The organism is Bacillus taeanensis (assembly GCF_003318295.1).
GTDB classification, from domain to species: domain Bacteria; phylum Bacillota; class Bacilli; order Bacillales; family UBA6769; genus Maribacillus; species Maribacillus taeanensis.
In genome coordinates this window covers 1-25,378 of sequence record NZ_QOCW01000040.1, presented here as the reverse complement: position 1 = coordinate 25,378, position 25,378 = coordinate 1, and the positions used below count along the sequence as shown (strand labels likewise).

25 protein-coding genes and 1 other annotated feature are annotated in these 25,378 nt (G+C 37.0%); all 25 genes read left to right on the top strand.

The annotated features are described in order from the left end of the window. Positions 1–387: 387 nt before the first annotated feature. Positions 388–1,302 (top strand): sigma-E processing peptidase SpoIIGA, encoded by a 915-nt coding sequence (gene spoIIGA / locus DS031_RS22715; protein ID WP_113808454.1) that lies wholly within the window; start codon positions 388–390, stop codon positions 1,300–1,302. A 71-nt stretch (positions 1,303–1,373) separates the two neighbouring features. Further along, positions 1,374–2,096 (top strand): RNA polymerase sporulation sigma factor SigE, encoded by a 723-nt coding sequence (sigE, locus tag DS031_RS22710; protein WP_113808453.1) that lies wholly within the window; start codon positions 1,374–1,376, stop codon positions 2,094–2,096. 95 nt (positions 2,097–2,191) lie between these two features. Next, positions 2,192–2,968, top strand: coding sequence for an RNA polymerase sporulation sigma factor SigG (gene sigG / locus DS031_RS22705; protein ID WP_113808452.1), 777 nt, complete (start codon positions 2,192–2,194; stop codon positions 2,966–2,968). Between the two features lie 162 nt (positions 2,969–3,130). After that, complete coding sequence (locus DS031_RS22700) at positions 3,131–3,403, top strand: YlmC/YmxH family sporulation protein (RefSeq protein ID WP_113808451.1); 273 nt, start codon at positions 3,131–3,133, stop codon at positions 3,401–3,403. A gap of 103 nt (positions 3,404–3,506) precedes the next feature. After that, positions 3,507–4,337 (top strand): peptidoglycan editing factor PgeF, encoded by an 831-nt coding sequence (gene pgeF, locus DS031_RS22695; protein WP_245947621.1) that lies wholly within the window; start codon positions 3,507–3,509, stop codon positions 4,335–4,337. Positions 4,338–4,358: 21 nt separating this feature from the next. Next, positions 4,359–5,036 carry a YggS family pyridoxal phosphate-dependent enzyme gene (locus DS031_RS22690; RefSeq protein ID WP_113808450.1) on the top strand — a complete coding sequence of 226 codons (678 nt, stop codon included), beginning with the start codon at positions 4,359–4,361 and terminating at the stop codon, positions 5,034–5,036. Between the two features lie 35 nt (positions 5,037–5,071). Further along, positions 5,072–5,497, top strand: coding sequence for a cell division protein SepF (locus tag DS031_RS22685; protein WP_113808449.1), 426 nt, complete (start codon positions 5,072–5,074; stop codon positions 5,495–5,497). Between the two features lie 27 nt (positions 5,498–5,524). After that, a complete protein-coding gene (locus DS031_RS22680) occupies positions 5,525–5,785 on the top strand; it encodes a YggT family protein (protein WP_113808448.1) in 261 nt (86 codons plus the stop codon). A gap of 8 nt (positions 5,786–5,793) precedes the next feature. After that, a complete protein-coding gene (locus tag DS031_RS22675) occupies positions 5,794–6,564 on the top strand; it encodes a YlmH family RNA-binding protein (protein WP_113808447.1) in 771 nt (256 codons plus the stop codon). Positions 6,565–6,643: 79 nt separating this feature from the next. Beyond that, positions 6,644–7,138 carry a DivIVA domain-containing protein gene (locus DS031_RS22670; protein ID WP_113808455.1) on the top strand — a complete coding sequence of 165 codons (495 nt, stop codon included), beginning with the start codon at positions 6,644–6,646 and terminating at the stop codon, positions 7,136–7,138. 71 nt (positions 7,139–7,209) lie between these two features. Beyond that, positions 7,210–7,438: a binding site (T-box leader), on the top strand. A gap of 91 nt (positions 7,439–7,529) precedes the next feature. After that, a complete protein-coding gene (gene ileS / locus DS031_RS22665; RefSeq protein ID WP_113808446.1) occupies positions 7,530–10,283 on the top strand; it encodes an isoleucine--tRNA ligase in 2,754 nt (917 codons plus the stop codon). A 125-nt stretch (positions 10,284–10,408) separates the two neighbouring features. Continuing rightward, entirely contained in the window at positions 10,409–11,125 is a 717-nt protein-coding gene (locus DS031_RS22660) for a TraR/DksA C4-type zinc finger protein (RefSeq protein ID WP_113808445.1), read from the top strand. 91 nt (positions 11,126–11,216) lie between these two features. Further along, complete coding sequence (gene lspA / locus DS031_RS22655) at positions 11,217–11,675, top strand: signal peptidase II (RefSeq protein WP_113808444.1); 459 nt, start codon at positions 11,217–11,219, stop codon at positions 11,673–11,675. Next, positions 11,676–12,587 carry an RluA family pseudouridine synthase gene (locus tag DS031_RS22650; protein WP_113808443.1) on the top strand — a complete coding sequence of 304 codons (912 nt, stop codon included), beginning with the start codon at positions 11,676–11,678 and terminating at the stop codon, positions 12,585–12,587. Between the two features lie 201 nt (positions 12,588–12,788). After that, the gene (pyrR, locus tag DS031_RS22645; protein ID WP_113808442.1) at positions 12,789–13,331 is read left to right on the top strand and encodes a bifunctional pyr operon transcriptional regulator/uracil phosphoribosyltransferase PyrR; all 543 of its coding nucleotides are present in this window, start codon (positions 12,789–12,791) and stop codon (positions 13,329–13,331) included. A 170-nt stretch (positions 13,332–13,501) separates the two neighbouring features. Next, positions 13,502–14,821: a uracil-xanthine permease family protein gene (locus DS031_RS22640; protein WP_113808441.1), complete on the top strand. Its 1,320-nt coding sequence runs from the start codon at positions 13,502–13,504 to the stop codon at positions 14,819–14,821. A 178-nt stretch (positions 14,822–14,999) separates the two neighbouring features. After that, positions 15,000–15,914, top strand: a complete 915-nt coding sequence (locus DS031_RS22635) for an aspartate carbamoyltransferase catalytic subunit (RefSeq protein ID WP_113808440.1) — start codon at positions 15,000–15,002, stop codon at positions 15,912–15,914. Next, positions 15,899–17,173, top strand: a complete 1,275-nt coding sequence (locus DS031_RS22630; RefSeq protein ID WP_113808439.1) for a dihydroorotase — start codon at positions 15,899–15,901, stop codon at positions 17,171–17,173. The genes DS031_RS22635 and DS031_RS22630 overlap by 16 nt, the downstream gene beginning before the upstream one ends. 48 nt (positions 17,174–17,221) lie before the next feature. After that, positions 17,222–18,313, top strand: coding sequence for a carbamoyl phosphate synthase small subunit (locus tag DS031_RS22625; protein ID WP_113808438.1), 1,092 nt, complete (start codon positions 17,222–17,224; stop codon positions 18,311–18,313). After that, the gene (gene carB / locus DS031_RS22620) at positions 18,306–21,515 is read left to right on the top strand and encodes a carbamoyl-phosphate synthase large subunit (RefSeq protein ID WP_113808437.1); all 3,210 of its coding nucleotides are present in this window, start codon (positions 18,306–18,308) and stop codon (positions 21,513–21,515) included. The genes DS031_RS22625 and carB overlap by 8 nt, the downstream gene beginning before the upstream one ends. After that, entirely contained in the window at positions 21,512–22,279 is a 768-nt protein-coding gene (locus DS031_RS22615; protein WP_113808436.1) for a dihydroorotate dehydrogenase electron transfer subunit, read from the top strand. Before carB ends, DS031_RS22615 begins: the two co-directional genes overlap by 4 nt. Continuing rightward, positions 22,276–23,217, top strand: a complete 942-nt coding sequence (locus DS031_RS22610; protein ID WP_113808435.1) for a dihydroorotate dehydrogenase — start codon at positions 22,276–22,278, stop codon at positions 23,215–23,217. Before DS031_RS22615 ends, DS031_RS22610 begins: the two co-directional genes overlap by 4 nt. Next, positions 23,189–23,896 carry an orotidine-5'-phosphate decarboxylase gene (gene pyrF, locus DS031_RS22605; RefSeq protein ID WP_113808434.1) on the top strand — a complete coding sequence of 236 codons (708 nt, stop codon included), beginning with the start codon at positions 23,189–23,191 and terminating at the stop codon, positions 23,894–23,896. Before DS031_RS22610 ends, pyrF begins: the two co-directional genes overlap by 29 nt. Before the next feature lies 1 nt (position 23,897). Continuing rightward, positions 23,898–24,533, top strand: a complete 636-nt coding sequence (pyrE, locus tag DS031_RS22600; protein WP_113808433.1) for an orotate phosphoribosyltransferase — start codon at positions 23,898–23,900, stop codon at positions 24,531–24,533. A gap of 69 nt (positions 24,534–24,602) precedes the next feature. After that, positions 24,603–25,250 carry a class I SAM-dependent methyltransferase gene (locus tag DS031_RS22595; RefSeq protein ID WP_245947624.1) on the top strand — a complete coding sequence of 216 codons (648 nt, stop codon included), beginning with the start codon at positions 24,603–24,605 and terminating at the stop codon, positions 25,248–25,250. Positions 25,251–25,378: the final 128 nt, after the last annotated feature.

The window sequence follows — 25,378 nt, the reverse complement described above, 5'->3', positions numbered from 1 at the left end:
CATTGTTCGAAGAATATGACCCATTTACGGGAGAGAAAAATCGGAAGAACTAAAGAAATTCTTTAGAATTAGTGAGTGAATGTGGTGCAGAAGGGAAACCCTTTCAGCGGGCCTTTTAGGCCCAGGCAGGTAACAGAGGCTTTCAGCCGCAGAGCAAACCACCAGTTCACACTGGTGGTTTTGATTAAAAAATTACAAGTGATGAATACAGCTTATTAGAAAAAAAGTAAGTGGTTACAGAGTGATTTTCTTGTCAAAATAGGAATATTGACAAAATTAGCGTAATTTAAGCAAAATAACAATCACTTTATAGGCATAAATTGACAGGTTTTCAATACGATTTACTATATAATAAATGCAAATTAACTAATAGAAAGGAGAAAACAAGTGACCATATATTTGGATGTCATTTGGTTTTTGAATTTCTGTACTGATTTTCTCTTATTATCATTAACCGGAATTTTTTTAAAAAGAGATTTAAAAAAGCTGCGCCTTCTTACTGGAACATTAATCGCCTCTTGTTATGTCATAGCAATCGTTTCACCACTGTCCTATTTATTTTATCATCCTCTTTTTAAGCTTATCTTTTCGATGTTTCTTATGATTATTGTTTTTGGCTATAAGAAATTTTCTTATTTCATGCAAAATTTATGCATGTTTTATTTTGTAACATTTATGATTGGCGGTGGAATGCTTGCTGTTCATTATTTTTTACAAAGTGACTGGGAGGTGATGAGAAGTCTTGCGGCAGCAAAATCAACGGGATATGGCGATCCGATTAGCTGGAGCTTTGTAATTTTTGGATTTCCTTCATTATGGTATTTTTCAAAGCATCGTGTTGAACATTTAGAAATTAGAAAAGTTCATTATGATCAAATAGCAGATGTAACGATTCAAATTGAAGAATCTATTTTTACAGTGAAAGGACTTATTGATAGCGGCAATCAATTAGCAGATCCTATTACAAAAACACCAGTTATGATTCTTGATATAAATCATTGTCAATTACCAGAAGCATTGCATAAAAAATTAAAAGAAGTTGCTTTAATTTTTCAAATGGAGGAAAAGCATAGTTGGCAGGAGAGGGTAAGAATTGTTCCGTATCGGGGTGTAGGGCAAGTTCAAGAATTTCTAACAGCCATCAAACCTGATCTCGTTACTATTTCTCAAGGAAATACAAAATATGAAACAAACAAGTGTTTAATTGGTTTAAGTGAAAATATGTTATCAAGTGAAGATGACTTCCAATGTATCCTTCATCCAAAAATGTTACTTCAATCATCAAATCATCATGCCTCATAGTGCTTTTGAAAAGATCAATGTGTACGAGCTTTTATTAATACTATTTTAATATAAAGAGGAGGAAGAGAAATATGTTTAGAAAATGGCTTCTTCGTCTTACAATGATGTGGTATCGCTTTTTAAATAAAATAGGGATAAAAACGGATGAAATTTACTATATAGGTGGTAGTGAAGCGCTCCCGCCGCCTCTATCAAAGGAGGAAGAAGCAGAACTTCTTGAGCGGCTTCCGAATGGAGATAAAGAAGCAAGGTCAATACTCATTGAGAGAAATCTTCGACTGGTTGTTTATATTGCACGAAAGTTTGAAAATACAGGAATTAATATTGAAGATTTGATTAGTATTGGAACGATTGGACTTATTAAAGCTGTCAATACGTTTAACCCCGAAAAGAAAATCAAACTTGCTACATATGCCTCTCGGTGTATTGAAAATGAAATTTTAATGTATTTACGCAGAAACAATAAAATTCGTTCAGAAGTATCATTTGATGAACCATTAAATGTAGATTGGGATGGAAATGAGCTGCTGCTTTCCGATGTTCTTGGAACAGATGAAGACATTATTACAAAAGGAATTGAGAAGCAGGTCGATCGAAAATTATTATCAAAAGCCCTCTACACATTAAATGATCGCGAAAAGCAAATAATGGAGCTTCGTTTTGGTTTAGCAGGTGAAGAGGAAAAAACACAAAAAGATGTAGCAGATTTACTCGGCATTTCTCAATCTTATATTTCTCGTTTAGAAAAAAGAATTATAAAGAGACTTCGAAAAGAGTTTAATAAGATGCTTTAAAAAGCCCTTATTAAAATGAAAATTTTATCATGCATATTTTTCCTTCTTAAGGAGATACTTTATTTTGACAGCATCTCCTGTTAGGAGGGAAAGAATTGACGCGAAATAAAGTTGAAATATGCGGAGTAGATACTGCAAAATTACCCGTATTAACAAACCAAGAAATGCGTGAATTGTTTAAGCAAATGCAAAGTGGACAAATAAGTGCTCGAGAAAAATTAGTAAATGGGAATCTAAGATTGGTATTAAGCGTGATCCAACGCTTTAACAATCGTGGGGAATTTATTGATGATTTATTTCAAGTAGGATGCATTGGATTAATGAAATCCATTGATAATTTTGACTTAAGTCATAATGTAAAATTTTCAACGTATGCTGTCCCGATGATTATTGGAGAAATTAGACGATATTTAAGAGACAATAACCCAATCCGAGTCTCACGTTCATTACGAGATATTGCGTATAAGGCACTTCAAGTTCGCGATCAACTAATGACGAAAAATTCTCGTGAACCAACTGCTCAAGAGATTGCTCAAGTATTGGATGTGCCAAAAGAAGAAGTAGTATTTGCTTTAGATGCTATTCAAGATCCTGTTTCACTGTTTGAACCGATTTATAATGATGGCGGGGATCCCATCTATGTTATGGATCAAATTAGCGATGACAAAAATAAAGATATTCAATGGACTGAGGACTTAGCATTACAAGAAGCAATGACACGTTTAAACAACCGAGAAAAATCAATTTTATTAATGCGCTTTTTTCAAGGGAAAACTCAAATGGAAGTTGCCGATGAAATTGGCATTTCTCAAGCACAAGTCTCACGTTTAGAAAAAGCGGCTATTCAACAAATGAATAAACATATTCAATAAAAGATTAAAAAGATTAACCCAAAAGTAGAAAGCTTTTGGGTTAATCTTTTTTTGTTTATGAAGTTATATTGTCCTTAGCATTATCGACATGATTTTGATTGAATGTACTGTTCATTTTTTTTTCCTATGTCATATACTATATGGAAAGGTAGGCGAGTGGCTATGTTAAAAATATCTGATTTCCAAGTGAAAGATGTGGTTAATGTTGCCAATGGGAAAAAGCTTGGGCATATCGCAGATCTTGAAATAAATATCACAACAGGGAAAATTGAAGCCATTATTATTCCTGGAATAGGGAAAATGATGGGGCTTCTAGGAAGAGAAAGCGATATTATTATTCCATGGAGAAATATTGTAAAGATTGGCTCTGACGTTATTCTTGTCCGCCATCTTGATTCCACGCAGTTAAGCGATAATTACTCAAAAGAATCTTAACAGAGGATGATTGGAAATTTAATCAATCCTCTGTTCCTTCTTTTCAACAGAATATGATAAAATAGTTATCAAGAATAGGAACTATTTCATTAGGAGTGTCGAAATGAAGAGTGAGCCTTTTGCACTTGCGAATGCAACTCATATGGATTTAAAAGAGTGGAAGAAAATGAATCAAGATTTAACTGTTGGAATAACAACAAGAAATGGCGGTGTTAGTCAATCGCCTTTTACGGCTTTGAATCTTGGTTTTCATGTGAATGATTGTAAAGAGGATGTATTAGAAAATCGAAAAATAATAGCCAATGAAATTGGAATTGATCTAGCGAAATGGGTTTGTGCGGAGCAGGTACATGAACCTTTTATTGAAAGAGTCAGTAAACTAGACGCAGGTAATGGTGCACTGACTCACAGTACGGCTGTTTCTAATGCAGATGGTTTATATACAAACGAAGAAAATCTCTTGTTAGTTTCCCTTTATGCAGATTGTGTTCCAATTTATTTTTATGCTCCAACTTATCAGATGATAGGTTTAGCACATGCTGGGTGGAAAGGCACGGTAAAGCAAATTGCTCAAAAAATGATTCATATCTGGGTTAAAAAAGAAAGGATTCCAGTGGAGGATATTTTTGTTGCAGTTGGTCCTTCAATTGGCAGCTGTTGTTATGAAGTAGATGATACCGTCATAAATAAAGTGAAAAAACTTACTCTTCGCTCGCCATTTCCTTATCGAGATAAAGGGAATGGAAAATATCAGCTTGATTTAAAAAAACTTAACGCTTTGCTCTGCTTAGAGGAAGGGATAAACGAAGAACAATTAGCAGTCTCACAATATTGTACAAGCTGTAGGAATGACTTATTTTATTCTTTTCGTAAAGAGCAAGGTAAAACAGGACGTATGATGACTTATATTGGAAGAATAAACGATAAAAAATAATAAGGGGGAGGAACCGAAAGCGTGTCTGTTAAAGAAAATTTAGCACTTATTCAAAAAAACATTGAGGCAGCATGTCAACGTGCCAACCGTAATAAAGAAGAGATAAATATTATAGCCGTTACAAAGTATGTTAGTGAAGAAACGACAAAGCGTGCAGTTGAGGCAGGAATAAAGCATTTAGGTGAAAATCGTGACACAGGATTGCTGAAAAAGTGGGAAGTGCTTGGGAGTAAACCAACATGGCATTTTATTGGTACATTGCAATCAAAAAAAGTAAAAGAAATTATTAATAAAGTAGGTTATATACATTCTTTGGATCGTCTGTCACTTGCAAAAGAGATTGAAAAACGTGCAGACAAAACAACTCGTTGTTTTGTTCAAGTAAATGTGTCGGGGGAAGAATCAAAGCATGGCTTAACACCTGAAGAAGTCATCCCTTTTATAAAAGAGATAGTCGATTACCCGAAAATTAAAATAGTAGGCTTAATGACAATGGCTCCTTATATCGAAAATAAAGCTGAACTAAGAAATGTTTTTAAAAACTTAAAGACTCTACAAAGAGAGATACAAGCTTTGGAGCTGTCCTATGCCCCGTGTCGTGAACTTTCAATGGGAATGTCCAATGATTATGAGATTGCTGTCGAAGAAGGGGCAACTTTTGTGCGAATTGGTACGTCACTGGTTGGAAAGGAATTTTAATACACTATTAAGTGTATCTGAAGGAGCTGCTTTTGATGGGATTTAAATCGAAAATAAAGCGTTTTTTTGAATTAGAAGAAGAAGCTGTTGAATTAAATCAATATGAAGGTGAACAATATGAAGAAGATTTTGAGGAAATTGAAGAATATCCAAAAGTAAAAAAGAAAAATAATGTTGTAAGCCTTCAAAGCATACAAAAAAATGTTAAAGTAATTCTTGTAGAACCACGGGTTTATTCAGAAGTCCAAGATATTGCAGATCAATTAAAAAATCACCGTGCAGTTGTCATGAATTTACAGCGTGTTCCTCGTGATCAAGCAAAGCGTATAGTTGACTTTTTAAGCGGAACAGTGTATGCAATAGGAGGGGATATTCAAAAGCTGGGAGACAATGCGTTTTTATGTTCTCCAAATAATGTTGATGTGACAGGAAATATATCCGAATTATTTCAGGAAGATTGATGTGCAGATTAGGAAGGGGATGAAGTTTTGCATAGTATTGGAAATTTTTTAGCATATCTTATTGAAATTTATTCTTGGCTTCTCATCATTTATATTTTTATGAGTTGGGTACCAAATGCTCGCGAGTCAAAGTTTGGTCAAATATTAGCCAATATTTGTGAGCCATACTTAAATCCGTTTCGTAAAATTATTCCGCCGCTTGGTATGATTGATATTTCGCCTATTGTCGCTATTTTTGCACTTCGCTTTGCCAGCGCAGGTGCGCTTACATTATTTAATATGTTTTAGGTGATAAAATGAAAGTATTTCAGCATTTTCGAGAAGATGAACGTTCTTTTGTGGAACAAGTTTTAGAATGGCAGGAATATGTGCATGATTTTTATGCCATCAAAAGAACAGATTTTTTAGATCCAAGAGAACAAGAGATTGCCGAGCAAATTATTGGAAAGCAAAATGATGTGAAAATTTCATTTTGGGGAGGTTCAGAATATGCGGAAAGAAAGCGAGCGATTTTTTATCCGGATTATTATGAACCTTCATTGGATGACTATGGATTAATGTTGTACCAAGTGCGCTATCCAAGTAAATTTATTTCAATTGAACATCGTGATTTATTAGGGGCGTTAATGGGAATAGGACTAAAAAGATTAAAATTTGGTGATATTTTAATTAGAGACAACAATGTCCAAGTTGTCGTTGCAGAAGAAATAGCCGAGTTTGTGGAGTGGAATTTAGAAAGCGTTGGAAGATCAGCCATTAAACTTGAACAGAGTCCTTTTTCAGAAATCATTCAGCTGCAAGAAAAATGGGATGAACAGACAGGTACAGTGAGTTCAATGAGGTTAGATGCCATCTTATCAGAAATTTATCATTTGTCTCGTTCAAAAGTAATTCCTTACATACAGTCAGGACTTGTAAAGGTTAATTGGAAAAGAGTTGAGAGTTCTTCTTATGAATGTGAACCTGGCGATTATCTTTCTGTAAGAGGGTTAGGGAGAAGTAAAATTATAGAAGTTTCCGGTAAAACGAAAAAAGATAAATGCCGAATTGTGTATGGGAGAAAATAATGAATGAGAAACAAGCAGGAATAAAGGGAAGTTTTGTCGAAGAAATAAAGTCATAAAAGAGCTTATGGGGGTGAAAGTTGTGACATTAACACCTTTGGATATTCATAATAAAGAATTTAATCGTGGATTCCGTGGTTACGATGAAGATCAAGTAAATGAATTTTTAGATCAAGTGATTAAGGATTATGAAACTGTAATTCGTGAAAAGAAAGAGCTGCAGGAAACAGTTAACCAGCTTGAGGAAAAGTTACGTTACTTTTCAGATATTGAAGAGACGTTAAATAAATCCATTCTTGTTGCACAGGAAACTGCAGATGATGTTAAGCGTAATGCAAGTAAAGAAGCAAGATTAATCGTTAAAGAGGCAGAAAAAAATGCAGATCGAATTATTAACGAGGCGCTTGTAAAATCACGTAAAGTTGCCATGGAAATTGAAGAGTTGAAAAAACAATCTGCGGTTTACCGGACACGATTCCGGATGTTAATTGAAGCTCAATTAGAAATGTTAAGCAATGATGACTGGGATGAATTAGCAGATTCTATTGAAAAAGAGCATATTGAAGAAAATGTGTAAGACTTTTTCTTGACGAGGGGACCGGATTTTTTTATACTTTAAAAATGAACAAATCGCTAAAAATTCATAAGAAAAAGACAATGACGGGAAAGAGTACTTTTATGCTGCATTCTACAGCGAGTCAGGGATAGTGCAAGCCTGATGATAAGCGATAAAGGGAAAATCATCCTCGAGTCTCGTGCTGAATTGTTTTAGTAAGCATTGGCGTTTCATTCTCGTTATGAATGGTAAGAGGACAATATCTTTGTAATGGGTATTGTCTATTAGGGTGGTACCGCGAGCAGCCTTCTCGTCCCTATTGGGATGAGAAGGTTTTTTTGTGTTTTAAGATAATTTCTGATAAAGAAATTACATAAAGCGATGAGATTTATTCATTAAAGGAGGAAATGCAATGAGTTATAAAGATACACTGCTTATGCCGAAAACAGATTTTCCAATGCGCGGCAATTTACCGAAAAGAGAACCAGTAATTCAAGAAAAATGGGAAAGTGAAAATATTTATCAAAAAGTGCTTGAGCATACAAAAGAGCGCCCATTATTTGTACTTCACGATGGGCCTCCATATGCAAATGGTGATATTCATATTGGTCATGCGGAAAACAAAGTGTTAAAGGATATTATTGTCCGTTATAAATCAATGAGCGGTTATCGTGCGCCGTACGTACCTGGTTGGGATACACATGGTCTTCCGATTGAGACAGCTTTAACGAAGTCAGGAAAAGTGGATCGCAAAAAGCTGAGTATTGCTGAATTTCGTAAGTTATGTGAGGAATATGCGTTAGAGCAGGTTAACCGCCAAAGAGAACAATTTAAACGTCTTGGTGTTCGCGGTGACTGGGATAATCCGTATATCACCTTAACAAAAGATTATGAAGCACAACAAATTAAAGTATTCGGTGAAATGGCCAAAAAAGGCTATATTTACAAAGATAAAAAGACGGTTTACTGGTCACCTTCATCTGAATCAGCATTAGCAGAGGCAGAAATTGAATATCATGATAAACGCTCAGCATCTATTTATGTTGCCTTTTCTATTGAAGATGGTAAAGGTGTGTTAGATGGTGATGAGAAATTTATTATTTGGACAACAACTCCATGGACAATTCCGGCAAACTTAGCGATTGCTGTTCATCCAGACTTTCAATATAGTGTTGTAAAAGTAAATAATGAAAAATATATTGTTGCTGCTGAGCTGTTAGAGAGTCTTCAACAACAATTTGAGTGGGAAAATGTAGAAACGATTAAAACGGTACAAGGTAAAGAGCTGGAATATGTAAAAGCTGAACACCCGCTATATGGGCGTACATCGCTTGTAATCCTTGGTGATCATGTCACACTTGATGCAGGTACAGGCTGTGTTCATACTGCTCCAGGTCATGGGGAAGATGACTATCTTGTAGGAAAAAAATATAATTTAGATATTTTATGTCCTGTAGATGAAAAAGGTGTTATGACAGAAGAAGCACCTGGTTATGAAGGTCTTTATTATGACAATGCGAACAAGCCGATTACAGAAGCGTTAACAGAAAAAGGTGCATTAATAAAATTAAGCTTTATTACGCACTCTTATCCACATGATTGGCGTACGAAAAAGCCTATTATCTTTAGGGCGACAGAGCAGTGGTTTGCATCGATTAAAGATTTTAGAAGTGAACTTCTTGAAGCGATTAAGGAAGTAAAGTGGTATCCGAATTGGGGAGAAACACGCCTTCATAATATGATTAAAGATCGCGGTGATTGGTGTATTTCTCGTCAGCGCTCATGGGGTGTTCCAATTCCAGTCTTTTATGGGGAAAACAATGAGCCAATTATTACAGATGAAACAATTGAACATGTTTCAAATTTATTCCGTGAACATGGTTCAAACATTTGGTTTGAATGGGATGCAAAAGACTTATTACCTGAAGGGTTTACTTCTGAACATAGTCCGAACGGTGAATTTAGAAAAGAGATGGATATTATGGATGTTTGGTTCGATTCCGGTTCCTCTCATCAAGCTGTACTGGAGGAACGAGAAGGTTTACAGCGTCCTGCAGATGTCTATTTAGAAGGTTCTGATCAATATAGAGGTTGGTTTAACTCATCATTATCTACAGGAGTAGCAGTTACTGGTAAAGCGCCATATAAAGCTGTTATTAGTCATGGTTTTGTCCTTGATGGAGAAGGCCGCAAGATGAGCAAATCGTTAGGAAATACACTTAGTCCAAATGATGTAATGAATCAACTGGGTGCTGATATTTTACGTTTATGGGTATCTTCAGTCGATTATCAAGCCGATGTTCGTGTATCAAATGATATTTTAAAACAAGTTGCTGAAGTTTATCGTAAAATTCGTAATACATTCCGTTTTATGCTTGGAAATCTTTTTGATTTTAATCCATCGGTTCATAAAGTTGCTTATGAAGAGTTGTCAGAAATTGATCGTTATATGCTTGTGAAATTAAACAATTTAATTGATCGTGTAACAAAAGGGTATGAAGAATATCAATTCTCATCTATTTATCATGCGATCCATAATTTCTGTACGATTGACATGAGTTCATTTTACTTGGATATTGCAAAAGATACACTTTACATTGAAGCAGAAGATAATCAGAAGCGCCGTGCGATTCAAACAGTTTTATATGAAGTGCTCGTAAGCCTTACAAAGCTAACATCACCAATTTTATCACATACCGCAGATGAAGTATGGGAACATATCCCTGGCGTAGTGGAAGACAGTGTGCAGCTCACCCTCATGCCTAAAGCAGTTTCTGTTGAAAATGCAAAGGAAATTGAAGGGAAATGGGATACTTTTATGGATGTACGGGATGAAGTCTTAAAGGCTTTAGAAGAAGCACGTAACCAAAAAGTAATCGGAAAGTCATTAACAGCACAAATTCAATTGTATGCAGCTCAAAGCGCAAAAGAGCTGTTGAAATCATTAACAAATCTTGACCAAGTATTTATCGTTTCTAAAGCAGAATTAGCTGGAAACATAGATGAAGCGCCTGAGCATGCTCAGAAATTTGAAAATGTTGCGGTAGTTGTAACACAAGCTGAAGGTGAAACATGTGAACGCTGTTGGGTTGTCACACCTGAAGTGGGCAAAAATACAAATCATCCAACATTATGTCCGCGCTGTGCAGAGGTAATTGGAAACTAAAAAATATGCTAAAAAAGCGTTTTGCATTTATGGTGCAAAACGCTTTTTTACTAAAAGTTGTTTAGGCTAACTTCAATGAAATTGGAAACAATAACAGAGACACTTTTTAGAAAGGGGGATGAAAGATGGATCAATACACAGAATTAAAGCAGCAATTGTTAGAACGGAAACATTATCTTGAAGAACGTTTACAAGAAACCGATGAATATGGATTAAATCGGCCTTTTGCAGATGATCTAGCTTCAGGAGAACTTTCTCAGTACGATAATCATCCTGCAGATAGTGGTACTGAATTATATGAGCGTGAAAAAGATCTTGCGCTTGGGTATAAATCGAGGGAAGAAATAAAAGATATAAATATTGCACTTCAAAAGTTTGAAAATGGAACTTATGGAATATGTGAGGTAACAGGAAAACAAATTCCTTATGAACGGCTCGAGGCTCTCCCAACGGCACGTACAATAAAAGAAGCTTCGCCAAACCAGCATACTTCAACACTAGATCGACCGATTGAAGAAGATGTGCTTAGCGATATGGAAAAGCAGTATTATACAGGAAGTGTTGAAACCGAATATAACGAAGAAAATGCTTATCAAATTGTTGCCTCTTTTAATGAAAATAGTATGACATTTGAAGATTCTTCATTAATTGATAATGAAGATGGAGTGGGGTATGTAGAACCTTATGAAGCATTTGCTTCTACCGATATGTATGGATACAGCGGAGATGAAAATATTCATTTTGAGCGAAATATTCAATATGATCAATGGATGAATCAACAAAATGTCAATGAAGAAACACTTTTTGATAATGAGGAAAATATATTTGATAATCAGCAGTAGGAAGTGGCCAACACTTCCTTTCTTTCATTGTTTATCCAGCGTTCCTGTGCTAAAATTCTAAAGGGTAGCTATATGGAACGGAGGAGCAAAGGTGCAAAACTATATCATTGCTTTAATTGTACTCATTTTAGATCAGTGGACAAAATGGTTAGTTGTAAAAAAGATGGAATTAGGAGAAAGCATTCCTCTTATTGATGATTTTTTATTTTTAACGTCTCATCGCAATAAAGGGGCAGCATTTGGTATTTTACAAGGGCAGATGTGGTTATTCTTTATTATTACAGCTGCAGTAGTAGTAGGAATTGTATATTATATGAAAACTTATAGAGATAATAAACCTTTAGGTATAGCGCTAGGACTTATTTTAGGTGGTGCTGTTGGCAACTTAATTGATCGTATATTTCGAGGGGAAGTTGTTGATTTTATCGATGTTCTAATTATTAATTATGATTTCCCAATCTTTAATGTTGCTGATTCGGCACTTGTAATAGGAGTAGGTCTTATTTTTATTTTAACGCTATTTGAAGGAAAGAAAAAAGGGGAAGCATAGATGGAAAATGTAACGTTTACGATCGATGAAAATTTAGTAGGTCAAAGAATTGATAAAGCATTGGCACTTTTAGAAGAAGAATGGTCGCGTTCGTTTGTACAGCAGTTAATTAAAGAGAAGCATGTTCTTGTTAATGGACAGCAGGTTAAAGTAAATTATAAATGCAGTGCAGCAGACCATATTGAAATTCAAGTTCCTGAACCTGAACCATTAGACGTTTTGCCTGAAGAAATGAATTTAGAGATCGTTTATGAAGATGCTGATGTGTTAGTTGTAAATAAACCTAGAGGAATGGTAGTCCATCCAGCAGCAGGACATACAACAGGTACCCTTGTAAATGGATTAATGGCTCATTGTAAAGATTTATCAGGAATTAATGGCGTATTGCGCCCAGGAATTGTGCATCGTATTGACAAAGATACAACAGGTTTATTAATGGTCGCTAAAAATGATCAGGCTCATGAGTCACTCGTTGAGCAGTTAAAAGCAAAAACGACTACGCGTAAATACATTACAATCGTCCATGGTGTAATTCCTCATAACGAAGCAACGATTGACGCACCAATTGGACGTGATAAGCAGGATCGACAAAAAATGGCGATTGTGGATAATGGAAGAGATGCTGTGACACATTTTAAAGTATTAGAGCGATTTGAGGAATATACACTTGTAGAGTGTCAGCTTGAAACAGGACGTACTCACCAAATTCGTGTTCATATGAAATATATTGGTCACCCTGTAGCAGGAGATCCAAAATACGGTCCTAGACGAACACTATCAATTAACGGACAAGCACTTCATGCAGCTGTACTTGGATTTAATCATCCAAAGACAGGAGCGTATTTAGAATTTGAAGCGCCTCTTCCTGCTGATATGGGTAAATTGTTAGATCAATTGCAAAAAAATCGTTGACATTTAAATAAATGTTTGACATAATCGACTTAATAAAATAAATGCCCTTTAATTACGGTCCTGTGAGGCTGAGAAGGAAAATGCGCAGAAGACAATTTTGTTAACATTGTCTGAATTCTGTCCTTGTATTTTCAATTCCTCTTACCTACAGGTGAGAGGGATTTTTATTATATTACCACCACTTAAATCAGAGGTGAGACGATGGAGCAGCAGACTGTACTATTAGATGAACAAGCGATTCGAAGAGCGATGACAAGAATTGCTCATGAAATCATAGAACGCAACAAAGGAATAGAAGATTGTATTCTTGTAGGAATTAAAACAAGAGGAATTTATCTTGCTAATCGTTTAGCTGAAAAAATTGAACAAATTGAAGGGTCAACCATAACAGTTGGGGAAGTTGATATTACGTTATATAGAGATGATTTAACGGAAAAAACAGCTGATCGTGATCCGCTCATAAAAGGAACGAGCATAGCAGAATCCCTTACAAATAAGAAAGTAATTTTAGTTGATGATGTATTATATACAGGACGAACAGTTCGTGCGGCAATGGATGCCTTAATGGATTTAGGCAGACCGTCTCAAATTCAACTTGCTGTACTTGTGGATCGAGGCCATCGCGAACTGCCGATTCGCCCAGATTTTATAGGGAAAAATATACCTACTTCAAAATCCGAAGTTGTAACAGTAGAATTATCTGAAGTCGATCAGCTTGATCAAGTTATTCTTAAAAGAAAATAAACTTCACCCTTTTAAATACAGTCCCGTGAGGCTGAGAAGGGGGACATGCAAAAACAAATTCCTAGAATGAATATAGGAGTTATGTTTTCGACTGCTTGTACCTCTTTGCGCAGCGCAAAGAGGTATTTTTTTTAAAACTATACAAAAGATATATAATGAGGTGCAGAACAATGAGTAAGCAACCAGAAAAAGCATTAGACATCCGAGACATACCATCTGTTCCACAATGGATTATGTTAAGTATACAGCATTTATTTGCAATGTTCGGTGCGACGATTTTAGTACCATTTTTGGTGGAATTAAGTCCAGCCGTCGCTCTTGTGTCAAGTGGACTTGGTACATTAGCATATTTATTAATTACAAGAGGTAGAATTCCAGCATATCTTGGCTCCTCATTTGCTTTTATCGCTCCAATAATATCTGCCAAAGCTTTAGGAGGACCTGAAGCAGCAATGATGGGAAGCTTTTTAGCAGGACTTGTGTATGGGGGCGTTGCCCTTCTTATTAAAACATTAGGCTTAAAATGGCTCATGCGTATCTTACCGCCAGTTGTGGTAGGACCTGTCATTATGGTGATCGGATTAGGGCTTGCGGGAGTTGCAATTAACATGGCAATGAATGACCCGGCAACAGGAGAATACAGCATGACACATTTTATAGTAGCACTTGTTACATTAGCAGTTACCGTAATTGCAGCAATGTTCTTTAAAGGCTTCTTTAAACTAATTCCAGTGTTAGTAGGAATTACAACAGGGTATGTATTTGCTTACGTACGAGGTCTTGTCGATCTTACACCGGTTAAAGAAGCAGCATGGTTTCAAGCTCCAGACTTTATTGTGCCGTTTGTCACATATACACCAAGCTTTTCATGGGGAATTGTCCTAATTATGGTGCCAGTTGCAGTTGTAACAATTGCTGAACATATTGGTGATCAAATGGTATTAAGCAAAGTTTGCGGCAAGAACTTTTTAGAAGAGCCCGGCCTTCACCGCTCTATTTTAGGGGATGGAGTAGCAACAATTATTGCTTCCTGCTTAGGTGGCCCGCCAAATACAACTTACGGAGAAAATATTGGCGTGCTTGCCATTACGAGAGTGTTTAGTGTCTTCGTTGTCGGAGGTGCGGCAGCATTTGCAATTTTGTTCGGTTTTATCGGAAAGATTACAGCGCTCATCTCGACTATTCCAACTGCAGTAATGGGCGGTGTCTCGATTCTCTTGTTTGGTATTATTGCTTCATCAGGTCTGCGCATGTTAATTGACAATGGTATTGATCTTGGGGAGAACCGAAACTTAATTATTTCTTCAGTTATATTAGTAATCGGTGTTGGAGGGGCCTTTATTCAAGTAACCGAACAGCTTCAAATTGCTGGAATGGCTCTTGCGACAATCGTTGGTATTTTGTTAAATCTTATTTTACCTGGTAAAGAAGTAAGCTATGGAAATGGAAATATGTTTGAAGTAAAAAAAGATGACGGCACAGCTGCATAATCATCATCCTTTAAAAAAGTCCAGAGAGGCTTCCAAGGGTGTAATGAAAGGGAAACAATTAAACCTTCCCATGCTTTCATGCACCCTGATATTTGGATCAGGGTGCATTTTTTAAGCCTATATATCTGCGATGATGAAAATGCGGTTTTACCTACACAATAAAAAAGGAGAGGTTACCGTGAATCATTTAGTTGAAATGTCATCATTAACTACAAATGAAATTTATGATTTATTAACAGAGGCAAGGTTTTTTAAAAACGGAAAAGTTTGGAGACCTTTAGAACAAAAATTTGTCGCGAATCTCTTTTTTGAACCAAGTACAAGAACACGATTTAGTTTTGAGGTAGCAGAAAAGAAGCTTGGGTTAGAAGTATTAAATTTCACAGCAGAATCATCAAGCGTACAAAAAGGTGAAAGTTTATATGATACTATTCGAACATTAGAAGAAATTGGAACAGATGCAGTAGTCATTCGTCACCAACAAGACCGTTATTTTGATGAACTGATTAATCAAGTTTCCATTCCAATTTTAAATGCAGGAGATGGATGTGGAAACCATCCAACACAATCACTTTTGGATTTATTTACTATACAAGAGGAGTTTGGAAGTTTTGAAGGATTAAATATTGTAATAGTTGGAGATGTTCTGCACAGTCGAGTGGCTCGATCAAATGCAGATGTTTTAAAAAGGTTAGGGGCAAATGTTTTTGTTTCTGGGCCTATTGAATGGTTTGATGATTCTTTAGGAAATTATATTTCAATGGATGATGCCATTGAAGTGGCAGATGTGATGATGATGCTGCGGATTCAACATGAACGTCATGAAGGGCAGATGAATGATACAAAAGAAGTGTACCATCAGCAGTATGGCCTTACGCTTGAAAGAGAGCAAAGAATGAAAGCAAATAGTATTATTATGCATCCTGCCCCAGTAAATCGCGGAGTAGAAATTGCTTCTGAGCTTGTTGAATCAAGAAAGTCAAGAATATTTAAACAAATGCATAATGGTGTATTTGTCCGAATGGCCGTATTAAAGCGAGCGATGTCACAAACAGCTATCCAAAGGGGGAAAAAGGTATGTCAACACTTTTAAAAAATGCGCTTCTTGTTAATGAAAATGGGTTTGAAAAGAATGATGTTTTAATAGAAGACGGTAAGGTAAAAGAAATCGCAGAAACGATTACAGCAAACACTGAGGAAACGATTGATCTTAAAGAAAATATTTTAATCCCGGGAATGGTGGATCTTCATATCCATTTAAGAGAGCCTGGTGGAGAACATAAAGAAACAATTGCAACAGGCACATTAGCAGCAGCGAAAGGCGGCTTTACAGCAGTTGCTGCAATGCCAAATACTCGCCCTGTACCTGATTCAACAGAAAACATGCAAGCATTACAAGCACGCATTAATGAAACGGCAGTTGTACGGGTACTTCCTTATGCTTCTATTACGGAGAGAGAATTAGGAGAAAATATTAACGATTTTAAAGCGTTAAAAGAAGAAGGAGCATTTGCGTTTACAGATGACGGAGTTGGGGTGCAAAATGCTGGAACAATGCTTGAAGCAATGAAGCGTGCAAAAGAGGTTAACATGGCTATTGTCGCTCACTGTGAAGAAAACACATTAATTAATAAAGGATCTGTTCATGAAGGGAAGTTTTCCGAACAACATGATCTAAATGGAATTCCATCAGTTTGTGAATCTGTACATATCGCTCGTGATGTGCTTTTAGCTGAAGCTGCTGGTGTCCATTATCATGTTTGTCATATTAGCACAAAAGAATCTGTAAGAGTTGTAAGAGATGCAAAACGCGCGGGTATTCATGTAACAGCGGAAGTTTCACCACACCATTTAATATTATGTGAAGATGATATTCCAGGATTAGATACAAACTATAAAATGAATCCTCCGTTAAGAGGCGCAGAAGATCGTGAAGCTTTAATTGAAGGACTTTTAGATGGAACAATTGATTTTATCGCAACAGATCATGCACCGCATACGGCAGAGGAGAAAGCGGTAAGTATGGAGAGAGCACCTTTTGGAATTGTCGGTCTTGAGACAGCTTTTCCACTTCTTTACACACATTTTGTTGAGAAAGAAAAACTAACCTTAAAACAGCTTGTTGATTTCTTAACAAAGAAGCCGTCTGAAACATTCCGGCTCCCATATGGCACATTAGAAGTAGGCCGTGCAGCTGATTTAACTGTCATTGATTTAAAAAATGAACAAGAAATTAACCCTGAAGAATTTGTCTCCAAAGGAAAAAATACACCATTTGCAGGTTGGAAATGCAAAGGATGGCCTGTTTTAACGTTAGTAGATGGGAAAATTGTCTGGCAAAAACAAAGCTAACAAACTTTAAATGAACACTATTTTATTGATAAAAAGGGGAGAAATATTGTGAAACGACAGCTCATTCTAGAAGATGGCACAGTATTTATTGGGAAAGCATTTGGAAGTGAAATTGAAAAAGATGGTGAAGTCGTTTTTAATACAGGAATGACTGGTTATCAAGAAATTTTATCTGATCCTTCTTATTGTGGGCAGATTGTAACGTTAACATATCCTTTAATCGGGAATTATGGTATAAATCGAGATGATTTTGAAACAATTAACCCATCTATTCATGGCTTAATCGTAAAAGAAGCAGCAGATATTCCGAGCTATTGGCGCAGTGAAACAAGTTTAGATCAACTGTTAAAAGAGCGAGAAATTCCTGGTCTAGAAGGAATTGATACTAGAAAGTTAACACGCCTTATTCGTAAGTACGGAACAATGAAAGGGAAGCTTTGCAGTATGGATGCAGATGTTAATGAAGTAGTGGCACATTTGCAGAAAAAATCACTTATGACAGATCAAGTAAAACGCGTATCAACAATTAAACCTTATGCAAGTCCTGGCCGTGGTTCACGTGTGGTGTTAGTTGATTTTGGAATGAAGCACGGAATTCTTCGCGAGTTTAATAAACGAAACTGTGATGTAGTTGTTGTACCGTATAATACAACAGCAGAAGAAATTTTACGAATGAATCCTGACGGTGTGATGCTCAGTAATGGACCTGGAGATCCGAAAGATGTACCTGAAGCAATTGAAATGGTGAAAGGATTACTCGGTAAAGTACCTTTCTTTGGAATTTGCTTAGGCCACCAACTGTTTGCATTAGCATGCGGTGCAAATACAGTAAAAATGAAATTCGGACATCGTGGTTCAAATCACCCGGTAAAAGAGCTTACAACAGGAAGAGTAGATATTACCTCACAAAACCATGGCTATACGGTAGAAGAAAGTTCATTAGAGCAAACAAGATTAAAAGTGACGCATCTTGCTGTAAATGACGGGACAGTAGAAGGGTTAGCACATCTCGATTACCCTGCATTCAGCGTTCAATACCACCCAGAAGCATCACCTGGACCAGAAGATTCAAATGGATTATTTGATCAATTTGTTAACATGATGAATACTGAAAAGAAAGAAGGAATACAACATGCCTAAACGACAAGATATTAAAACGATTTTAGTGATTGGCTCAGGCCCTATTGTAATTGGACAAGCAGCAGAGTTTGATTATGCTGGTACACAAGCATGTCAAGCATTAAAAGAAGAAGGCTATGAAGTAATCCTTGTTAACTCGAACCCGGCAACAATAATGACCGATACAACAATGGCAGATCGCGTCTATATTGAGCCGTTAACATTGGAGTTTGTAAGTCGTATTATTCGTAAAGAGCGTCCGGATGCTCTAGTACCAACACTTGGCGGACAAACAGGCTTAAACCTTGCCGTTGAATTAGCAGAGTCAGGTGTGTTAGAAGAATGTAATGTTGAAATTTTAGGAACAAATCTTGAAGCGATTCAAAAAGCAGAAGATCGTGATTTATTTAGAACATTAATGAACGAACTAAACGAACCTGTACCGGAAAGTGAAATTGTTCATAACCTTGATGAAGCTTATGAATTTGTTGAAAAGATCGGTTATCCAATTATAGTTCGCCCTGCTTACACGTTAGGGGGAACAGGTGGCGGTATTGTTGAAAATGAAGAAGAGTTAGTTGAAATTGTAACAAGCGGTTTAAAAAATAGTCCCGTTACACAATGTTTAATAGAAAAAAGTATTGCTGGATTTAAAGAAATTGAATATGAAGTAATGCGTGACGGCAATGATGAAGCAATTGTTGTTTGTAATATGGAAAATATTGACCCTGTAGGTGTTCATACAGGTGACTCGATTGTTGTGGCACCAAGTCAAACATTATCCGATCGTGATTATCAAATGCTTAGAAATGCATCCTTAAAAATCATCCGCGCACTTGGAATTGAAGGCGGCTGTAATGTTCAGATGGCCCTTGATCCAGACAGCTTTGATTATTACATTATTGAAGTAAACCCAAGGGTAAGCCGTTCTTCAGCGCTGGCTTCTAAAGCAACAGGTTATCCAATTGCAAAGCTTGCAGCGAAAATTGCTGTTGGATTATCTCTTTCAGAAATGAAAAACCCTGTTACAGGAAAAACATATGCATCATTTGAACCGGCACTTGATTATGTTGTTTCAAAAATTCCACGCTGGCCGTTTGATAAATTCGAGTCCGCTAACCGTAAACTCGGCACACAGATGAAAGCTACTGGTGAAGTAATGGCGATTGGAAGAAATTTAGAAGAATCTTTATTAAAAGCGGTTCGTTCCCTTGAATCAAATGTTATGCACATCGAAGTAGCTGGTTTTGAAAAGCTAAGTGACGATGAAATTGAAAAGCGTATTCGTGCAGCGGATGATGAGCGCCTCTTTGTTATCGCTGAAGCGTTCCGCAGAGGATATGAGCTAGAAACAATCCATGAATGGTGTCAAATTGATCGTTTCTTCTTATACAAAATTGAAAACATTATTACACTTGAAAAGAAACTTCAAGATAATAAAGGCGATCTTGACCTTTTAATGGAAGCGAAAGAAAGAGGATTTACCGATGTAGCTATCGCAAAGCTTTGGAATCAATCCGAGCAGGAAGTTTATAATCTCCGTAAACAGCATAATATGATGCCTGTTTATAAAATGGTTGATACATGTGCGGCAGAGTTTGAATCTGCAACACCATATTACTATGGCACATACGAAGAAGAGAACGAATCTATTCTTACACCAAAGAAAAGTATCCTTGTATTAGGATCGGGTCCAATTCGTATTGGGCAGGGGATTGAATTTGATTATGCAACTGTTCATTCTGTTTGGGCAATTAAAGAAGCTGGTTATGAAGCAATTATTATTAATAACAATCCAGAGACAGTATCAACTGATTTTAGTACATCGGATAAGCTCTATTTTGAACCATTAACAATTGAAGATGTTATGCATGTAATCGAAGTGGAGAAACCAGAAGGCGTTGTTGTTCAGTTTGGAGGACAAACAGCGATTAACCTTGCTTCAGGACTTGCAGAGCGTGGTGTGAAAATTTTAGGTACAAGTTTAGAAGATATGGACCGTGCGGAAGATCGTGATAAATTTGAAAATTTATTAACATCCATTGAAATTCCACAGCCAAAAGGAAAAACGGCAACATCAGTAGAGCAAGCGGTAAATGTTGCGCGTGAAATTGGTTATCCTGCACTTGTGCGTCCTTCTTACGTACTAGGCGGCCGTGCGATGGAAATTGTTTATAATGAACAGGACCTTCTCCGCTATATGGAAAGTGCGGTTAAAGTAAATCCGCAGCACCCGGTTTTAATTGACCGTTATTTATTAGGAAAAGAAATTGAAGTAGACGCAATTTCTGATGGAGAAACAGTATTTGTTCCGGGAATTATGGAGCATATTGAGCGCGCAGGTGTTCACTCTGGTGATTCAATCGCTGTATATCCTCCGCAAAGCTTAACAGCATCACTAAAAGAGCGAATTATCGAACGAACAATTAAATTAGCTCAAGGGTTAAAGATTGTTGGTTTATTAAACATTCAATTTGTTATTCATGAAGATGAGGTTTATGTGCTGGAAGTAAATCCACGCTCAAGTCGTACAGTACCGTTTTTAAGTAAAATTACCGGGGTGCCAATGGCAAACTTAGCAACAAAAGTTATTCTTGGTAAGAAATTAAACGACTTAGGGTATGAAACAGGCTATCACGAGGAAGCAAACGAAGTATTTGTTAAAGTGCCGGTCTTCTCATTTGCAAAACTGCGTCGTGTGGACATTACATTAGGACCTGAAATGAAATCAACAGGTGAAGTAATGGGGCGTGATGTAACACTTGAAAAAGCTTTATATAAAGGGCTTATTGCATCTGGAATGAAAATCCCAACTCATGGATCAGTGCTCTTTACAATTGCTGACAAAGATAAAGAGGAAACCCTGCCGCTCGTTCAGCGTTTCCATGAAATTGGCTTTAATATTTTAGCAACAGAAGGAACAGCAAGTCTAATTCGTGAACAAGGAATTCCGGCAACAGTTGTTAATAAAATTGGTACTGAAAAGCCGAATTTACTTGATGTAATCCGAAAAGGTGAAGCACAATTTGTCATTAATACGTTAACAAAAGGTAAGCAGCCTGCCCGTGATGGTTTCCGAATCCGCCGCGAAGCAGTTGAAAATGGTGTTGTCTGCTTCACATCAATTGATACTGCAAAAGCGCTGCTGAGCGTTCTTGAAATGATGACATTTTCTTCTCAAGCAATGCCTACCTTTAAGCAAAGAGAAGTGGTATCTTCATGAAAAAAAATGATTTAACGGTAATTAGTCATAAGCAAATTGCCAAAAACATTTTTGAAATGAAATTACAAGGAAAATCATTTGAGCAGCCACAACCTGGGCAATTTGTTCATGTAAAAGTAGGAAAAGGAAATGATCCACTTTTAAGAAGGCCGATTTCGGTTTGTGATGCGGGCGGTAATGAGCTTGTTATGCTTTATCGTGCAGAAGGAAAAGGTACACAGCTGTTATCACAAGCGGTTGCCGGTGAAACTGTTGATATTCTTGGACCGCTCGGCAACGGATTTCCATTAGAGGGTGTTAAAAAAGGGGAAACAGCATTATTAGTCGGGGGAGGAATTGGCGTTCCCCCGCTTTTCTACCTATCAAAAGCATTAAAAGCTCGAGGTGTGAAGGTTGTTCATGTGTTAGGGTTTCAAACAAAAGAGGTTGTGTTTTATGAAGAGGAATTTCAGAAGCTTGGACCAACATATGTGGCAACAGTCGACGGAACGCATGGGACAAAAGGCTTTGTAACGGATGTTATTGAAGAAGAAGGTCTAGCATTTGACACTCTTTACACGTGCGGACCTAACCCGATGTTAAAAGCACTGGAAGCACGCTTTCATGACCGCAATGTTTATTTATCACTTGAAGAAAGAATGGGCTGTGGGATTGGTGCGTGTTTTGCATGTGTGTGTCATACACAGCAAGATCCTGAAGGCTTTGAATATAGAAAAGTTTGCAGTGATGGACCCGTATTTCCGGCAGGGGAGGTTATACTATGAACCGCTTGAATGTAAATTTACCAGGACTATCATTAAAAAATCCAATTATGCCTGCATCAGGGTGCTTTGGATTTGGAAGAGAATATGCGAAGTTTTACAATTTAGATACACTTGGGGCAATTATGATCAAAGCAACGACAGAAGCGCCAAGGTTTGGCAATCCTACACCAAGGGTTGCTGAAACATCAAGCGGTATGTTAAATGCAATTGGTCTGCAAAATCCTGGTTTAGAAGCGGTATTAAATCGTGAACTTCCTTGGCTTGAACAATTTGATGTACCGATTATTGCAAATGTTGCCGGCTCTGAAACGGAAGATTACGTAAAGGTTGCAAAAGAAATCTCACAAGCAAAAAATGTTCATGCACTTGAGTTAAATATTTCTTGTCCAAATGTAAAAGTAGGTGGAATTGCGTTTGGAACTGTGCCAAACATTGCAGCGGAATTAACGAGAAGAGTAAAAGAAGTATCAGAAGTACCTGTTTATGTTAAATTATCCCCTAATGTTACCGATATTGTTGAAATTGCTAAGGCAATTGAAGATGCTGGGGCCGATGGTTTAACGATGATTAATACACTAACAGGGATGCGGATTGATATTCGTTCAAAAAAACCCGTAATTGCTAATGGGACAGGCGGCTTATCAGGTCCAGCCGTAAAACCTGTGGCGATTCGAATGATTCATCAAGTAAGTCAGGCAGTATCGATTCCGATTATTGGCATGGGTGGTGTGCAGTCGGCTGAAGATGTTGTGGAGTACTTTTTAGCGGGAGCAAGTGCGGTTGCTGTTGGTACAGCGAACTTTGTTGACCCTTATATTTGTCCAACAATTATTGAAGAATTACCGACACTATTAGATGAACTAGGCGTTGAGCATATTACAGAGTTAACGGGAGGGAGCTGGAAGAAAGATGAGCAAGCCAATTATTCTTGCCCTTGATTTTCCAACAACAAAGGATGTTGAAGCATTTTTAAAACCATTTTCTAACGAGTCGTTATATGTAAAAGTGGGAATGGAGCTTTATTATCAAACAGGACCTGCATTAATTGACCTCTTAAAACGAGATGGACATAAAGTATTTTTAGATTTAAAACTTCATGATATTCCAAATACAGTGAAACGAGCAATGAAAGGTCTTGCTTCTCTTGAAGTAGATTTAGTAAATGTTCATGCAGCAGGCGGCTGTGCTATGATGGAAGCTGCTGTTGAAGGACTCGAAAGCGGGACAGCAGCAGGAAAAAAACGTCCTGATTGTATTGCTGTTACGCAGTTAACAAGCACTTCACAAGAAATCATGCAGCAGGAAATTTTAATTCACCATGAAATGAAAGAGGTGGTAAAGCGTTACGCGAAATTCGCTCGACAATCTGGATTAGAAGGTGTTGTTTGTTCTGCCCTTGAAGTACCGGCTATTAAGGAATACTGTGGACAAGACACGATGACCGTTACGCCGGGAATTCGTATTGCAGGCGACCTTGCTGGAGATCAAAAACGTGTTACAACACCAGCAAAAGCGAGAAAACTCGGCAGTGATGCGATTGTTGTTGGTAGAAGTATTACAAGTGCAAAAGATCCTGTACAAGCGTATCAACAAGTTCAACAAGAGTGGAGTGTGTAAAATGAAAAAAACAGTCGCCGAACAATTATTAAACATTCATGCTGTAAGCTTAAGTCCAAGTGAGCCGTTCACATGGTCATCTGGTATAAAATCACCTATTTATTGTGATAATCGTTTAACATTATCTTATCCAGCTGTGCGAAGAGAGATTGCAGCTAGTTTAAAAGCGATTATAAAAGAAAATTATCCCGATGCCGAAGTAATCGCAGGAACAGCGACAGCAGGAATTCCACATGCTGCTTGGGTAAGTGAATTACTTGATTTACCAATGGTTTATGTACGCTCTAAAGCCAAAGGTCATGGCAAAGGAAATCAAATTGAAGGTATTATAAAAGAAGGACAAAAAGTTGTTATTATTGAAGATCTCATTTCAACTGGAGGCAGTGTAATTAATGCTGCTGAAGCAATTCGTGAAGCAGGAGCTGAAGTAATTGGTGTGGCAGCAATCTTTACATATGAACTAGAAAAAGGTTCTGTGTTATTAGAAGAAGCAGGCTTATCATGGCAAACGATTACGAATTTCTCTACACTGGTTGAAGTGGCATTAGAACAAGGTATTATTCAAGAAAATCAAGTAGAGGCTTTATCTCGTTGGCAGAAGAGCCCTGAATCAGATTGGTTTGTGAAACAATCCTAGATAGAACTTTCTTTTCCCCTTTATAATGGTCATAATAAACCAATATAAGGGGGTTTTTATGTGCGTAAAATGAACGGTAAAGAGTTTGATAATCTCGTATTATTTTTTGATCAAATGGCGAGAACGAGTTGGTTAAGTAAGGTTCATGAAGAGTTAGTGCATGCTTCAGGTGACTGGACAGAAAAAGAAATTCTCGATGTTGGCTGCGGGACAGGAAGGCTGCTGCTAAAAGGGGCAGAAGAAGCAAAACGCTTAACAGGCATTGATTTATCTTCACAAATGGTCGAAGCTTCTAAAGAAAACTTTATTCTTCATGGTTATGGACATAAGTCAACATTTGTAACTGGGGATGCTTACGATTTACCTTTTACTAACAATTCTTTTGATAAATGTGTTTCAACATGTGTGATGTTTTTACTACCGGAGCCAGAAAAAGGTATTTTAGAAATGCTGAGAGTCACCAAAAATGAAGGTAAGATTGCGATGTTGAATCCAGCCAAAGATATGAATCCTCAAAATGCGGCAAAATATGCGGAGAAATATCATCTATCAGGCTTTGAAGAAACAGCATTACTAAAATGGTCGAATGTTTCAACAAGCAGGCACCGATACGCCATAGACGAGTTAACAAATTTGTTATTAGCATGTCATGCCAAAAGAGTTGTTCATAAACCAGTATTAGAGGGTTTGGCTCTTATTACGACGGCTGAAAAATAACGAGGCTGGGACAAAACCCTAGTCTGAAAACCTAAAAAGCATGTGAAATTTTACGCTCAGTAAAATTTCACATGCTTTTATTTTTTTCATAATAAAAAGGACATCTTCTGATAAAATTTAAGTACCCC